This window comes from Nocardia sp. NPDC004722 (genome assembly GCF_053601505.1).
In genome coordinates this window covers 1-13,346 of record NZ_JBSGBY010000188.1, presented here as the reverse complement: position 1 = coordinate 13,346, position 13,346 = coordinate 1, and the positions used below count along the sequence as shown (strand labels likewise).

General features: G+C 67.7%; 14 protein-coding genes. 5 read left to right on the top strand and 9 right to left on the bottom strand.

The annotated features are described in order from the left end of the window. Positions 1-217 precede the first annotated feature (217 nt). The 3 genes from ACWELQ_RS19745 to ACWELQ_RS19735 are packed head-to-tail and all read right to left on the bottom strand — an operon-like array spanning position 218 to position 2,220. A complete protein-coding gene (locus tag ACWELQ_RS19745; RefSeq protein WP_452398499.1) occupies positions 218-994 on the bottom strand; it encodes an ABC transporter permease in 777 nt (258 codons plus the stop codon). A 2-nt stretch (positions 995-996) separates the two neighbouring features. After that, a complete protein-coding gene (locus ACWELQ_RS19740; RefSeq protein WP_452398498.1) occupies positions 997-1,641 on the bottom strand; it encodes an ABC transporter ATP-binding protein in 645 nt (214 codons plus the stop codon). Between the two features lie 9 nt (positions 1,642-1,650). Then, the gene (locus ACWELQ_RS19735; RefSeq protein ID WP_452398497.1) at positions 1,651-2,220 is read right to left on the bottom strand and encodes a TetR/AcrR family transcriptional regulator; all 570 of its coding nucleotides are present in this window, start codon (positions 2,218-2,220) and stop codon (positions 1,651-1,653) included. Between the two features lie 74 nt (positions 2,221-2,294). Here ACWELQ_RS19735 and ACWELQ_RS19730 point away from each other — a divergent pair, with 74 nt between their 5' ends. Then, on the top strand, positions 2,295-3,515 hold the full coding sequence (locus tag ACWELQ_RS19730; protein WP_452398496.1) for an FAD-dependent monooxygenase: 1,221 nt from the start codon (positions 2,295-2,297) through the stop codon (positions 3,513-3,515). A 158-nt stretch (positions 3,516-3,673) separates the two neighbouring features. Next, positions 3,674-4,123: a nuclear transport factor 2 family protein gene (locus ACWELQ_RS19725; RefSeq protein ID WP_452398495.1), complete on the top strand. Its 450-nt coding sequence runs from the start codon at positions 3,674-3,676 to the stop codon at positions 4,121-4,123. Here ACWELQ_RS19725 and ACWELQ_RS19720 read toward each other — a convergent pair. The 3 genes from ACWELQ_RS19720 to ACWELQ_RS19710 all read right to left on the bottom strand — a co-directional run bounded on the left by ACWELQ_RS19720 (position 4,081) and on the right by ACWELQ_RS19710 (position 6,003). Next, complete coding sequence (locus ACWELQ_RS19720; RefSeq protein WP_452398494.1) at positions 4,081-4,473, bottom strand: hypothetical protein; 393 nt, start codon at positions 4,471-4,473, stop codon at positions 4,081-4,083. The two genes, ACWELQ_RS19725 and ACWELQ_RS19720, sit on opposite strands and share 43 nt — an antisense overlap. Before the next feature lie 9 nt (positions 4,474-4,482). Beyond that, a complete protein-coding gene (locus tag ACWELQ_RS19715) occupies positions 4,483-5,037 on the bottom strand; it encodes a hypothetical protein (RefSeq protein ID WP_452398493.1) in 555 nt (184 codons plus the stop codon). A 69-nt stretch (positions 5,038-5,106) separates the two neighbouring features. Further along, positions 5,107-6,003 carry a TIGR03621 family F420-dependent LLM class oxidoreductase gene (locus ACWELQ_RS19710; protein WP_452398492.1) on the bottom strand — a complete coding sequence of 299 codons (897 nt, stop codon included), beginning with the start codon at positions 6,001-6,003 and terminating at the stop codon, positions 5,107-5,109. A 183-nt stretch (positions 6,004-6,186) separates the two neighbouring features. On the opposite strand from ACWELQ_RS19710, the gene ACWELQ_RS19705 reads away from it, so the two are divergent. The 3 genes from ACWELQ_RS19705 (at position 6,187) to ACWELQ_RS19695 (ending at position 9,551) form a co-directional block, all read left to right on the top strand. Then, on the top strand, positions 6,187-7,407 hold the full coding sequence (locus tag ACWELQ_RS19705; protein WP_452398491.1) for a transcriptional regulator: 1,221 nt from the start codon (positions 6,187-6,189) through the stop codon (positions 7,405-7,407). Between the two features lie 167 nt (positions 7,408-7,574). Then, a complete protein-coding gene (adh, locus tag ACWELQ_RS19700) occupies positions 7,575-9,092 on the top strand; it encodes an aldehyde dehydrogenase (protein WP_452398490.1) in 1,518 nt (505 codons plus the stop codon). A 51-nt stretch (positions 9,093-9,143) separates the two neighbouring features. Further along, positions 9,144-9,551 carry a DUF779 domain-containing protein gene (locus tag ACWELQ_RS19695; RefSeq protein WP_452398489.1) on the top strand — a complete coding sequence of 136 codons (408 nt, stop codon included), beginning with the start codon at positions 9,144-9,146 and terminating at the stop codon, positions 9,549-9,551. A gap of 68 nt (positions 9,552-9,619) precedes the next feature. Here ACWELQ_RS19695 and ACWELQ_RS19690 read toward each other — a convergent pair whose 3' ends face one another. The 3 genes from ACWELQ_RS19690 to ACWELQ_RS19680 all read right to left on the bottom strand — a co-directional run bounded on the left by ACWELQ_RS19690 (position 9,620) and on the right by ACWELQ_RS19680 (position 13,182). Further along, positions 9,620-10,435: a class I SAM-dependent methyltransferase gene (locus ACWELQ_RS19690; protein ID WP_452398488.1), complete on the bottom strand. Its 816-nt coding sequence runs from the start codon at positions 10,433-10,435 to the stop codon at positions 9,620-9,622. A 61-nt stretch (positions 10,436-10,496) separates the two neighbouring features. Beyond that, positions 10,497-12,050, bottom strand: a complete 1,554-nt coding sequence (locus tag ACWELQ_RS19685) for a succinic semialdehyde dehydrogenase (protein ID WP_452398487.1) — start codon at positions 12,048-12,050, stop codon at positions 10,497-10,499. A gap of 187 nt (positions 12,051-12,237) precedes the next feature. Further along, positions 12,238-13,182: an NADP-dependent oxidoreductase gene (locus ACWELQ_RS19680; RefSeq protein WP_452398486.1), complete on the bottom strand. Its 945-nt coding sequence runs from the start codon at positions 13,180-13,182 to the stop codon at positions 12,238-12,240. Between the last annotated feature and the right edge of the window lie 164 nt (positions 13,183-13,346).

The window sequence follows — 13,346 nt, the reverse complement described above, 5'->3', positions numbered from 1 at the left end:
GGTATTACGTGCGTTGTCAGAGGCGCTGCGGTTTGATGATATTGAACGGCGGCATCTGTTCGCCCTCGCAGGCTCGGCAGGCCGTCAGAAGGATGACATACGAAATTACCTATCCCCCGGCCATCGTATCGAGGACATCGTAGCGATAACGGCATTTCGGACGGTTGTGCTCGCATCTGAAATCTCACTCATTAGGATTCTGCGGGCTGGTCGGTCGTCAATTCGGTAGTGGGATAAGGCGTTGCGCGCCGTCGAAGAGCGTCCGCTCGGCGACCCGGGTGGCCGCCAGGGCCGCGAGGGTGGTCGCCGCGAGCAGCATGTACATGACCACGATCTGGTAGCGGATGGCCGTGAGCGGATCCACGCCCGCCAGAATCAAGCCGGTCATCGCGCCCGGCAGGCTGATCAGACCGACCACCTTGGTCGAGTCGATGGCCGGGATCAGCGCGGTCCGCAGCGCCGAGCGCTGATTCGGCAGGAACGCCTGATGCGCCGAAAGCCCCAGCGCCAACCGCGCTTCGACGGCATCCCGGGCGCGCCGCGCATCCTCGACCAAGCGGCGCAGGGCGATACCGGTCGACTGCATGGCCGACGACACGATCATTCCGCCCACCGGCACCACCACCCGCGCCTGCGTCGAGATGATGCCCAACACGATCAACGACCCCAGCGTGATCGACGCCCCGAACGCCACCCCGATGGTCGCCGACCGCTGCGCGTGCGGCAGTCCCGCGCCGCGCCGTCCGGCCACCTGCCCGGCGATGACGACCATCAACACCACCCATCCCAGCGCGCCCGGCAAGCCGGTGTGCCGGAACAGGATCAGCAGGATCGCCCCGACCGCGATCAGCTGCACCCCGGCCCGCGCGGCGGCGATCAGCAATTCCCGCGTCACATGCAATTGCTGCCGGTATGCGATCACGGCCGCCAGCGCCACCAACACCAGCGACGCTCCGACGCCACGCCAGTCCGGAACCGAAAGTCCCTGTGTCATGGCTACTTCCCCGCTTCCGCGCCCCGGGTGAGCCGCCCGCCCGTCAACGTCCACACCTCATCCGACACCTCGGCCACGAACCCCGGATCGTGACTGACCAGCACCACGCTCCCGCCCGACCCGACATGGGCACGAATCAATTCGCCGATCGCCACCGCCGACGCCCCGTCGAGCGCGGAGGTCGGCTCATCCAGCAGCAACACCTCCGGCTCGACCGCCAGCGCCCGCGCCAGGCAAACCCGTTGTGCCTCACCGCCGGACAACTCACCACAGCGACGCGCCGCGAAACCGTCCGGCAGCCCGACCGTCCGCAGCAACTCCTCGACCCGCTCCGCGTCCACCTCGCGCCCCACCACGATTTCCTCGCCCACCGTGTCGGTCAGCAGCACCGGCCGCTGCGGCACCAGCCCGACCCGCCGCCGCAAGCCCAGCACATCCAGCTCGGTGACGGGCGTCCCGTCCAGCAGCACCCGCCCGCTGTCGGGTTCCCCGAACCGATTCAGCAACCGCAGCAACGTCGTCTTCCCCGCCCCGCTCGGCCCGACCACGGCCGTACACCGCTCCCCCGCGAACGTCGCCTCGACGTCCGTCAACACCGACGTCGCCCCGTGCCCGAGGCTCACGCGATCCAAAACAATGCTGGCCACGGCCTCACTCTAGGCGGGCGCGACCGGCAACCCGCCCACCCGCCGCAGCCCCTCCGCGAGTTCGGCCCCGGTGGGCGCGGATTCGGGGTCGATGAGCGACTGCGCGGCGAGCCCGATCAGCAGCGCCTGATAAAGCGCACCCACCGTCCGGCCCGCCTCCGGATCCTCCTCGGCGGTGCCGTCGAACAGTCGCGCCAACCCTGAACGGGCTTCCCCGGTCTGCGCCGCCAACTGGGCGCGTGTCTCCGGATGCGAGAGCGCGTCGAAGGTGGCCGCCCACAGGCCGCGATGGGTGGCGACGGAGGCGCGGACCGCATCCCAGTGGGAGGCGAAGCGCCGCAGCGGATCCGGATCCGGCGCGCCCCCGTGTGCCAGGGCGGCTCCGAGTTCGTCGCCCCACTCCCGCGTGGCCTCGGCGAGCGCGGCGGTCAGCAACGCCTCCTTGGATCCGAAGTGGTACCCGATGGCGGCCATGCTCACCCCGGACGCGGTGGCGATATCGCGCACGGTGGTGCGGGCATACCCCTTGTCGAACAGGCACTCTCGGGCGCCGGCGAGCAGATCCTCACGATTTCCCATGCTCAGCACTCTAGCGCATACGCCTTAGACAAATGTCTTGCGCATATGCCCAAATCGGTCGTACGGTGGTGGACATGCAGCAGACGAGCTCCAAGAAGGTCCTGATCTCCGGCGCGAGCATCGCTGGTCCCGCACTCGCTTTCTGGTTGAAGCGCTACGGATTCGAGCCGACGATCGTCGAGAAGTCCCCCACCCTGCGCCCCGGCGGGCAGGCCATCGATGTGCTGGGCACCGCCACCGAGGTGGTGCGCCGGATGGGCCTGCTCGAGCAGGTGCACGCCCGCGGCACCGGCAAGCGCGGCACCACCTATGTCGACGCGAAGGGCGCGGCTCGCGCCACCATCTCCAGCGAGGTGTTCAACGGCGTCGGTGCGAACGGCGACACCGAGATTCAGCGTGGTGACCTGGCCGAGGTGCTCTACGAAGCCACTCGCGCAGACGTGGAGTACCTCTTCGGGGACTCGATCGCCGCACTGGCCGAGGACGCGGACGGCGTGCACGTCACCTTCGAGCGCTCCCCCGCGCGCACCTTCGATCTGGTCATCGGCGCGGATGGCGTCCACTCCCACACCCGCAAGCTGGTTTTCGGGCCGGAGGCGCAGTTCCTGCACCACATGGGCTACTACATCTCGATCTTCACGACACCGAACCTGCTGGATCTCGATCACTGGGAGCAGGACTACAACAGTCCCGGCAAGATCGCGGGCAGCTACAGCGCCCGCGACAACACCGAAGCCAAGGCGATCTTCGCGTGGGCCTCCGAGCCGCTGGAGTACGACTATCGCGACACCGAAGCTCAGCGCCGCATCCTCACCGACACCTTCGCCGGTGAAGGCTGGGAGGTGCCCCGACTGCTGGCTGCCCTGCCGGACGCCCCGGACTTCTATTTCGATGCCATGGCTCAGATTCGGATGGCGTCCTGGTCGAAGGGCCGGGTCGCGCTGGCCGGCGACGCCGGGTACTGCGCGTCGCCGCTCTCGGGTCAGGGCGCGGATCTGTCGCTGGTCGGCGCGTACGTGCTCGCGGGTGAGTTGGCCGCCGCCGCAGGCGATCACACCGTGGCCTTCGCCCGCTATGAGCAGGAGATGCGGCCCATGGTCGATGCCTGTCAGAAGTTCGCGGCGGGTGTCGGCGGCTGGTACGCGCCCAACAGCAAGGCCATGATCGCCTTCCGGAATCTGAATGTGCGGCTGCTGCCGTATCTGCCGTGGCGCGGTCTCATCGGTGGTGCGCCGCAAAAGGTGGCCCGGACCATCACGGCCAAGGATTACCCCGTCGGCGACCGGATCGCGTGACCTGGAAAGACCCCGTTTCCGGGGTAAGGCACTGACGGACCGGTCCGAACGAGATCTATTGCATCCCCATAGTTTTCGGAAACTGCAAGATCAAAGCTCGGGTCGACGTACGCTGGCGCACCGTCACTGAACAGTTATCGGCACGACTCGGAGGCACCATGCTTTCCCTGCAGGAGATTTCGGACCGCTTGGAAATCGAGGACCTCATGGTCCGGTATTCCCATGCCGTGGACACCCACCAGTGGGAGCTGCTGGACGAACTCTTCACCACCGACGCGCATATCGACTACACCGCCATGGGCGGGCCGGCCGGTGACGTGGAATCCACGAAGAAGTTCCTCGCCACCGTCATGCCCAATTTCTCGGCGTTCCAGCACATGATCAGTAATTCCTCGATCCGGGTGGACGGCGATCACGCCACCGCGCGGACCATGTGCCACAACCCGATGCTGGTGACCTCCAGCGACGGCAGCCGCAGGCTGATGCTGTGCGGCCTGTGGTACCACGACACCTTCAAGCGGGTGGACGGGGAATGGCGCATCCAGCAGCGGGTGGAGGAGAAGAGCTACATGTTCATCGCGCCCGACGCGGTGCCGCCCACGAGCTGATCGAACAGTTCGCGGTAGCCGCGCAGCGCCTGGCGCATTTCCTCGGTGTCGGCGGCGTCGCCGCGCGCCCACCGGCTTTCGAGCTCCTCACGCCGGCGGGAGAACCGATCGGTCAGCTGGGTCAGCGCGTCCGCCACCAGGGCGTCGGCACGGGTGACCGCGTCCTTGGGATCGTCGACGAACCGGATCTGGACCTCGCGCCAGTGCTCACTCAGTTGCCCGTTGCCGGGTTTGGCGACTGTTTCGCCCTGGTCGGGGTGTGCCTGCGGGGTGGACGGCAGCGGCGTTTGGTTTCGCTCCTCCACCGGGTCGGGCTGAATCGCGTTGCGGGGATTGGTTTCCATGCTCATGTCGCTACCTCAGCGGTGATGTCGGGCGGTGCCGTCGACCAGTTCGGCGAACAGGTCCCGGTAGTGGATGATGGCCGAGCGCATGTCCTCGGTGGAGACCGCGCCACCTTCGGCGCGCGCGGTGATCTCGTGCGCGGTGCGGAATCGGTCCAGGGGCCGCGCGTGCTCGACCGAAAGATCCGCCAGTTGCTGGTCGTAGTCCTCGCTCGGATAGCCGCGATCGGTCATCGCCTGCGTCACCAGGCGGTCGGCGGAGTCCAGCGCCCCGGCCGGATCGTCCACGAACTGTTCCTGCACATGCGCCCACGCGATTTCGTAGCGGCGCTTCTCATCCTCCGACAGCTCGCGTAAAGGCAGTTCCTGATGGCGCTTTTCGCGTTCGGTGAGCTCCTGCTCGGCGACCTTGCGGTTCTGCGCCGATTGCACCGACCGGTCGTATTCCGGCCCGAATCGATTCCGCAGCCGCCGACTGCGCATCCGCGGCAGCATGCCCGCCACGATGAACAGCAGCGCCACGATGGCCGCCAGCACGACGATCAATACGCCCCATGCTGTACCCGACATTGGATCCTCCTGGTCGAGTTCGTCTGTGCCGACGCAATGCCTCGATACCGGAGTCTCAAACCTGCCGGATCACTCCCCGTGCAGAATTTCGATGAGCGGGGCGAACTTGTCCATATTGTGTTCGAGCACGCTGATGTAGTTGAAGCCGAAGCGTTCCCGGCGCTCGCGAAGTGCGGCGGCCATCTCGACGGCGGTGCCGATCAGGATGACGGGCAGGTCCTCGATCGCGCCGCTGAAATCGAACGGGAGATGCTCGGTGAGGTGGGCGGCCATGCCCGCCCGCTCCGACGGCGCGGCGACGCCCTGCACGAGGAGATTGAATTCCACGGCCCCGGCCCGGTTCTCACGGCCGGGGGCGGCGAGCAGCCCGCGTACGTAGTCGGTCTTCTTGGCTGTCGTCTCCGCGTCGGCGAGGGTGAGCAGGCCGCTCTCGGCCGCACCCGCGCCGGTGAAGGCGACGATATCGGCGTTCTCGGCGGCCAGCCGCAACGCTCGCTCACCCCATCCGGCGATCATCAGCGGCGGACCGCCCGCACGTGTCGGCTGCGGCTTGTAGTCCGGATCCCCGAAGAGGCGGCGCAGGGTCGCGACCGTCTCCTCCAGGTGCGTCACCCTGCTGCCCGCGGACGGGAACGGTATTCCGGCAGCGTCGAATTCGGCCCGCACATAGCCCGACCCGAGGCCCAGTTCGAACCGGCCACCCGTGAGCTGATCGAGTCCGGCGACATCGCGGGCCAGCAGCACCGGGTTGTAGAAGGGCGTATTCAATACGAAGGTCGCCAGCCGGGGCCGTTCGGTGACGTCGGCGGCGACCATCAGGGCCGGAAACGGCGCGGGCAGCCCGAGATGGTCCGGGACGGCGATGACGTCGTAGCCGAGTGCCTCGGCGCGACGGCATTTCTCGATCCACGCGGTGCGAGAAGACGGGGTCGTGAGGTTCACGCCGAACCGGAAAGGGAGGACCATGAGTTCTTGTCTACCAGTGGAATCCGGGACCGAGTGAGGGCGCGGCACCGGCGTGCGGCGAAGACTGCGAACCCGCACGGAATGAATTAACGCACGGACTGCGGCGAATGCGGCCCGCGCGATGGAACCGCGCGCCATCATGGGATATCGCTCGGCCCGGTCGCACCGCGAGGAGTTTGCGCCATGACGAAGCTGCCCGCCCCGGCGCATCAGCGTGCGGAGTTGGAGAAGGCATGGGCGCGCTGGACTTCCGGCTCCGGACCGGCCCCCGCGAGCACCGAGGTGGTGTTGCGGCACGAGGTGGTGGAGTCCTGGGAGCGGTCGCTGCGCACGGTCGATCCGGCCCGCGCCGTCGCACCCGCCACCGACCGTGACGAATTGGGTTCGCGCTGGGCCGAATCGCCGTTGCGCACCCCGATCACCGAGATGGCGGGCGAGCTGCGGGCGCTGGCCGAGGATTCGGGGATGGTCGCGGTGGTCACCGACGACACCGGGACCGTGCTGTTCAGCTGTGGCGACCGGTCGGTCCGGCGGCGGGCCGAGTCGGTCAACCTCGCCCCCGGCGGCTGCTGGGACGAACCGTACATGGGCACCAGCGGCGTGGCGCTGTCACTGCACAGCGGGCGACCCACTTCGGTCTGGGCCGCAGAGCATCTGGTGGAGGCGTTGCACGGCTGGGTCTGCTACTGCGCGCCCATCCGGGCCGCCGACGGCCGTCAGCTCGGCGTGCTGGATCTATCGACCTACTGGGATCGCTCACACCCCCTCATTCTCACGACTGTCCGAGCCCTGGTGACTGCCATCGAAGCCCGAGTGCACTTCGAACAAGCCCGTCCGGCGAGCAACACCCGGCTGGAATCGCTGGGCGTGCCCCGCCTTTACAAGCACGGCAAACAGGTCTCGATGCGCCCGCGTCAGCTGGAGATCCTGACGCTGCTGGCTCTCGAGCCGGAGGGTTTCACCCCGGAACGCTTGCACGAGGCCATCTATGGCGACCGATCGGTGTCCTCGAGCACGCTCAAGGCCGACGTCTCGCGGCTGCGCGCCGCCACCGACGGCCAGATCGCCGACCGCCGCTACATGCTCACCGATCCGCTCGCCTGCGATGCCGTGGAACTGCTCGCGGCGCTGGAGGCGGGCGATCTGACCACGGCCGTGCGCCTGTATCGCGGTCCACTGCTGCCCGCCTCGGATGTGCCTGGCATCGTGCAGTGGCGCGAGCACCTCGACGTCTGCCTGCGTACCGCCGTGCTCGCCGACCGCAATCCCGAGCACGCGCTGCGCTTCGGTCAGCGCTGCCCCGACGATATCGAGATCCACGAGCACGCCCTACGGCTGCTCCCGCACGGCGACAGCCGCCGGGCCCTGGCGGCGGGCCGTCTGCACACCGCGCTGCACGCGTAGACCGTTCGGTGCCGCAGGCGTAGATCCTGTCTGGATTGTCCTGTCCTGCAGCCGAATCGGCAGGCCGCGGCACAGCAACGTTTCGCCAACCGGACGCCAACCTCCCGCCAACCTTGCCGGTTCATAGTGACCCCCGTCACCGCAGTCTGCGATCAGGGAGCCGCGCCATGATCTATGCCAAACCCGGCACCGACGGCAGCATCGTCAGCTTCAACCGCCGCTATGACAACTTCATCGGCGGGGACTGGAAAGCGCCGATCGAGGGCAGATACTTCGACAATCCCTCGCCGATCGACGGTGAGACCTTCTGCGAGGTAGCGCGATCGGGTGCGGCGGATATCGATATGGCGCTGGAGGCCGCACACGGCGCGGCCGAGGCATGGGGTGCCACGTCGGTGACGGATCGTGCCAACATCCTCAACAAGATCGCCGACCGGATCGAGGCGAATCTGGAGAAGCTGGCCGTCGCGGAGACCTGGGAGAACGGCAAGCCGGTACGCGAAACCCTCGCCGCCGACCTGCCTTTGGCGGTCGATCACTTCCGCTACTTCGCCGGTGCGGTGCGCGCGCAGGAAGGCTTCATCTCCGAGATCGACGCCGACACTGTCGCCTATCACTTCCACGAGCCGCTCGGCGTGGTCGGCCAGATCATCCCGTGGAACTTCCCGATTCTCATGGCCGCCTGGAAACTCGCCCCCGCTCTGGCCGCGGGCAACTGCGTGGTGATCAAGCCCGCCGAGCAGACTCCGGCCTCGCTGCTACTGGTCATCGAGCTCATCGCCGACCTGCTGCCGCCCGGAGTCGTGAACGTGGTCAACGGATTCGGCGTCGAGGCGGGCAAGCCGCTGGCGTCGAGCCCGCGGGTGGCCAAGGTCGCGTTCACCGGCGAGACCACCACCGGCCGCCTGATCATGCAGTACGCGAGCGAGAACATCATCCCGGTGACCCTGGAGCTGGGCGGCAAGAGCCCGAACATCTTCTTCCCGGACGTGATGGCCGACGACGACGACTTCCTGGACAAGGCGGTCGAGGGCTTCGTGATGTTCGCGCTCAACCAGGGCGAGGTCTGCACCTGCCCGTCGCGGGCGCTGATCCACTCGTCCATCTACGACGATTTCATGGCCCTGGCCATCGAGCGCACCAAGGCGATCAAGGGCGGCAATCCGCTCGACATCGAGACCATGATCGGCGCGCAGGCCAGTAACGACCAGTACGAAAAGATCCTCTCCTACATCGATATCGGCCGTAAAGAGGGCGCGAAGGTGCTCAGCGGCGGTGAGATGCGCAAGGTGGAGGGCTTCCCCAATGGGTACTACATCGAGCCGACGATCTTCGAGGGCCGCAACACCATGCGGATCTTCCAGGAGGAGATCTTCGGTCCGGTGGTAGCGGTGACCCGCTTCGACAACGAGGTCGAAGCGGTCACCATCGCCAACGACACCCTGTACGGATTGGGTGCGGGCGTCTGGAGCCGCGACGGCAATACCGCGTACCGGATGGGCCGGGCCATCAAGGCCGGCCGGGTGTGGACCAACTGCTTCCACGCCTATCCGGCGCATGCGGCGTTCGGCGGCTACAAGAAGTCCGGTATCGGCCGCGAGAACCACAGAATGATGTTGGACCACTACCAGCAGACCAAGAACCTGCTCGTCTCCTACTCGGCCAAGAAGCTCGGATTCTACTGAACCACCAGCACTTTCCCAGATCAGACGAGCCGCAAGTCTGCGAGGAGCGTGATGAAGGCAGGTTCCGTCAGTCGAGTGACCATTACCGACGCCGCTGGAGAAATGCTGCAACGGCTCATCGACCACCACGGTCCGGTGATGTTCCATCAATCGGGCGGCTGCTGCGACGGCAGCTCCCCGATGTGTTACCCCCTCGGTGAATTCCGGGTGGGCGCGGCCGATGTCTTGGTCGGCCGCATCTTCCCGGATACGGCGTTCTGGATGAGCGCCGACCAGTTCGAATACTGGCGCCACACCCATCTGACCGTCGACGTGGTCCCCGGCCGCGGCGGTGGTTTCTCCCTCGAAGCCCCCGAGGGAGTCCGATTCGTCATCCGGTCACGCCTGTTCACCGATGCCGAGGCAGCGGTGCTGGAAGCGGCTCCCGCCCCGCGCCGAGGCAACGAGCTGGCCGGATGAAGGAAGGTGGCGCGGCCGGTTTCTCCGGGTCGGCCGCGCCATCGTTAATCCTCCCGAGGTGAAAACCCTTACCGCGGAACGCGACCCGTGCCGATCCAGGCGGTCGTGGACAGCGCGGTGCCGGGCACGTAGTGCTCGCGCAGATAGTCGAGCATCACCTTCTCCTGCGCCGCCCACGTGGCCTTGTCGGTCGTGCGCCGCGTCGCCTGCAACGGCGCGCTCCCCCGGGTGAGCTTGTCCCACAGCTGTTCGGCGCTGTCGTAGCCGAAGGCTTCGGCGTGCGCGTGCACCGAGACGTCCTCGAATCCCGCCGCGCGCATTTCCTGCTCGAAGACGTCCGGATTCTCGAGGCTCTCCGGATTCGGCCGCGGCGCGGGAAAGCCCGGAATCCCCGCCTGGAACGCCTCGAACAACAGCGTCATCAACGGCGACTCGGTGATCGGGGCCCAGCTCGACACCACCGCGGTCCCGCCGGGCCGCACCACCCGGCACAGTTCCGCGAAGCCTCGGCCGCGATCGGGGAAGAACATCACCCCGAACATGGAGAAGGCCGCGTCGAAAGTGTCTCCGGCATAGCGCAATTCCTGCCCGTCGCCCACGCCGGTGAGCACATTCCCGACACCGCCCTGCATGACCGCGAGCCGCAGCCGACGAATCATGTCCGCCGAGAAATCGACCGCCACGACCTCCCGGACCCGCGGCGCGGCCAGCAACGCCAGCACGCCCGGCCCGGTGGCGACATCGATGATCCGATCCCGCCCGTTCAGCTCGGCCAGGTTCAATGCGTGAATCGCGAACGGCCGCATCATTTCCGAGACGACCGCGTCATATCCCTCGGCAACCTGATCCCACGCTCCCGGCGCGGCAAGCGGATTCTCCGGCATTCGACCACCCTTCCGTCGGGTACAGCGTACGCACCCGGGTCTGGGTGGCCGAACCGAGACCTCAGCGGCCGGGCAGGAACCGGAAGCTGCGGGCGAGGGTCATGAGCAGGGGCTGCCATTTCTCCTGGGACAGGAACGATGGCGGGTCGAGGTTGAGGATGCGGGTGATGACGATGGACTGCGGTTCGGTGAACTTCAGCAGGCCGTCGGGGCCGTGGCGGCGGCCGACGCCGGAGATGCCCATGCCGCCCATGGGTGCGCCGGTGGTGCCCCAGGCGGGCGCGTAGCCCTCGTCGATATTGACTGTGCCCGCGTGCAATTGCTCGGCGATGCGCTGCCCCTCGGCCTTGCTCGAGGCCCAGACGCTGGCGTTGAGGCCGTATTCGGTGTCGTTGGCGCGGGCGATGGCCTCGTCGACCGAGTCGACCGGGTAGATCGAGACCAGTGGGCCGAAGGTCTCGTTGCGGCCGCACTCCATGGCGTCGGTGACGTCGGCGAGCACGGTCGGCTCGTAGAACAGCGGGCCCAGGTCCGGCCGGGCATTGCCGCCCGCGAGCACCTTCGCGCCCTTGGACACCGCGTCCGCCACATGCTTGGTGACGGTCTCGAGCTGCGATTCGGAGATGAGGCTGCCGATATCGGCCGAGAAGTCATAGGCGGCACCGAGTTTCGCGGCCTTGACCGCGGCGGTGAACTTCTCGGTGAACTCCGCCGCGATGGCCCGCTCGACGTACATGCGCTCGATCGAGATGCACAGCTGGCCGGCGTTCGAGAAACACGCGCGCACAGCGGCTTTCGCGGCCTTGTCCAGATCGGCGCCGCGCGCCACGATCATCGGGTTCTTGCCGCCGAGTTCGGCGGAGAAGCCGATCAGGCGGCGACCGCACGCCTCGGCCAGGGTGCGGCCGGTGGCGGAGGAACCGGTGAACATGAGGTAGTCGCAGTCCTCGACGATGGCCGTGCCGACCACCGTGCCCGGTCCGGGCACCACCGCGTACAGGTCGCGCGGCAATCCCGCGCGAACGAACAGCTCGGCATTGGCCAGCGAGGAGTACGGGGTCTGACTGTCGGGCTTGACCACGACGGCGTTTCCGGCCAGCAGTGCGGGGATCGAATCGCCGACCGACAGCAGCATCGGGTAGTTCCAGGGCGCGATCACCCCGACCACGCCCTTGGGCACCGCGCGCACGGTCGCCTTGTTCAGCACCGGGAACGCACCCGGCACGCTGTGCGGCGCGAGCAGTTGCGGAGCCACCCGGGAGAAGTAGCGGGCCGCGAACATCAGGCCCATGATCTCTTCCTGCGCCGCCCAGCGGGCCTTGCCGGTCTCGGCCTGCACGATGTCCATCAGGAACTCGCGGTTCTCGACCACCAGCGCCCGGTAGCGCTCGAGCACCTCGGCCCGCTGCTTGGGGCTGCGGGCGGCCCATTCCGCCTGGGCGACACGGGCTTTGGCGATGGCGGCGGCGACGTCGGCGGCGGTCCCGACCGGCACTTCGCCCAGGGTCTCCCCGGTGAACACCTCGGTGATCGCTCGGGTCGCATGGTCCTGGGTGGAATCCACGGCCGCGAACGAGCGCAACCGTTCGAACACCGCGGCAGCCGGCACCGGCATCATCGCCTCCTACTTACGAGTAACTTGCGGATACAGACAATCTACCCCCGCGCCGCGCGCGCGGGGGCAGGACCGTGCGGGCCGACCCCGATGTCGCCCCGCGAAAACGCTAAGCGGCGGCCCGTTCGCGGGCATCGACGTTTTCCGCCAGCCGGGTGGCGATCGCTGCCAGATCCCCGGTGCGGCGTCAAAGGTCGATGACGACCTTGCCTTTCACCCGCCGACCGGCTTGGAGTTCGGCCGCGGCGCGGATCTGCTCGATCGGAAAATTCGCCGCGATGGGGACCCGAAGTCGTCCGGCCGCAACCAGATCCGCGATCTTCTCGAGCACGCCGGGTGCGGCGTTGGCGCCGTTGGCCGGTGTGATGCCTTCGATCGCGGTGGCGATGGTGGTGATGCGGGCATCGGGGACGCCGAGAGTCCTTGCGACGTCGACTGTTTCGGTGCCGAAGAGATCGAGGGCCGCGGTGATGCCGCCCGGTGCGAGGGCGCGGACCCGGTCTTCCAGGCCATCGCCGTAGGCGACCGGTTCGGCTCCGAGATCGCGCAGATAGTCCGCCGAGCCTGCCGAGCCGGTTCCGATCACCCGCGCGCCCGCGATGCGGGCCAACTGAACGGCGAACACCCCGACGCCGCCGCCCGCGCCGCCGATCAGCACGGTGTCGCCCGGCCCGGGTTCGACCACGGAGAGCGCGGCCGATGCCGTGCGTCCGGCGATGGTGAGGGCGGCGGCGGTGCGGTCGTCGACGCCGTCGGGAGTGTGGTGGGCTTCGTTCGCGGCGATGCCCGGGACCGGGTCGACCACCACGTAGTCGGCGACCGCGCGCGAGAGAGCGCCACCGAACACCCGGTCGCCGGGCGCGAAGCCGTTCACCCCGGCCCCGACTTGGTCGACCACACCGGCGTAGTCGGTCCCGAATCCGACCGGCAATGTCAGGCCGAACCGGCCGGCGGTGTCGGCGTCGGCGGTCATGACCCAGTCCATCGGGTTCAGCCCGGCTGCGGTCACCTTGACACGGATCTGTCCCGGTCCGGCCGTGGGAACGGGAACCTCGCGGACACCCAGGACTTCGGGGCCACCGAACGAATCGAGCCGGGCTGCCCGGCTTCGGCGATCACTGTGCGCCTCCATGCTGGCTTGTATAACACAGGCGGAGGAGGGGTCGGCGAATTGCCGTTATTGCCGCAATTTCGGCTTCTAGCTGCGAATTCTGTAACCGATCGGGCCCGCGCGACGAACAAACAGCCAGAACTACCTCGGGACAAGGATCCGGCGGTGAGGGCAGCGCCGCGGAG

What these genes read in the sequence shown, in the direction of transcription:
- ACWELQ_RS19745 (WP_452398499.1), bottom strand. Translation starts at nt 994, where the DNA reads ATGACACAGGGACTTTCGGTTCCGGACTGGCGTGGCGTCGGAGCGTCG.
- ACWELQ_RS19735 (WP_452398497.1), bottom strand. Translation starts at nt 2,220, where the DNA reads ATGGGAAATCGTGAGGATCTGCTCGCCGGCGCCCGAGAGTGCCTGTTC.
- ACWELQ_RS19730 (WP_452398496.1), top strand. Translation starts at nt 2,295, where the DNA reads ATGCAGCAGACGAGCTCCAAGAAGGTCCTGATCTCCGGCGCGAGCATC.
- ACWELQ_RS19725 (WP_452398495.1), top strand. Translation starts at nt 3,674, where the DNA reads ATGCTTTCCCTGCAGGAGATTTCGGACCGCTTGGAAATCGAGGACCTC.
- ACWELQ_RS19720 (WP_452398494.1), bottom strand. Translation starts at nt 4,473, where the DNA reads ATGAGCATGGAAACCAATCCCCGCAACGCGATTCAGCCCGACCCGGTG.
- ACWELQ_RS19715 (WP_452398493.1), bottom strand. Translation starts at nt 5,037, where the DNA reads ATGTCGGGTACAGCATGGGGCGTATTGATCGTCGTGCTGGCGGCCATC.
- ACWELQ_RS19710 (WP_452398492.1), bottom strand. Translation starts at nt 6,003, where the DNA reads ATGGTCCTCCCTTTCCGGTTCGGCGTGAACCTCACGACCCCGTCTTCT.
- ACWELQ_RS19705 (WP_452398491.1), top strand. Translation starts at nt 6,187, where the DNA reads ATGACGAAGCTGCCCGCCCCGGCGCATCAGCGTGCGGAGTTGGAGAAG.
- adh (WP_452398490.1), top strand. Translation starts at nt 7,575, where the DNA reads ATGATCTATGCCAAACCCGGCACCGACGGCAGCATCGTCAGCTTCAAC.
- ACWELQ_RS19695 (WP_452398489.1), top strand. Translation starts at nt 9,144, where the DNA reads ATGAAGGCAGGTTCCGTCAGTCGAGTGACCATTACCGACGCCGCTGGA.
- ACWELQ_RS19690 (WP_452398488.1), bottom strand. Translation starts at nt 10,435, where the DNA reads ATGCCGGAGAATCCGCTTGCCGCGCCGGGAGCGTGGGATCAGGTTGCC.
- ACWELQ_RS19685 (WP_452398487.1), bottom strand. Translation starts at nt 12,050, where the DNA reads ATGCCGGTGCCGGCTGCCGCGGTGTTCGAACGGTTGCGCTCGTTCGCG.
- ACWELQ_RS19680 (WP_452398486.1), bottom strand. Translation starts at nt 13,182, where the DNA reads ATGGAGGCGCACAGTGATCGCCGAAGCCGGGCAGCCCGGCTCGATTCG.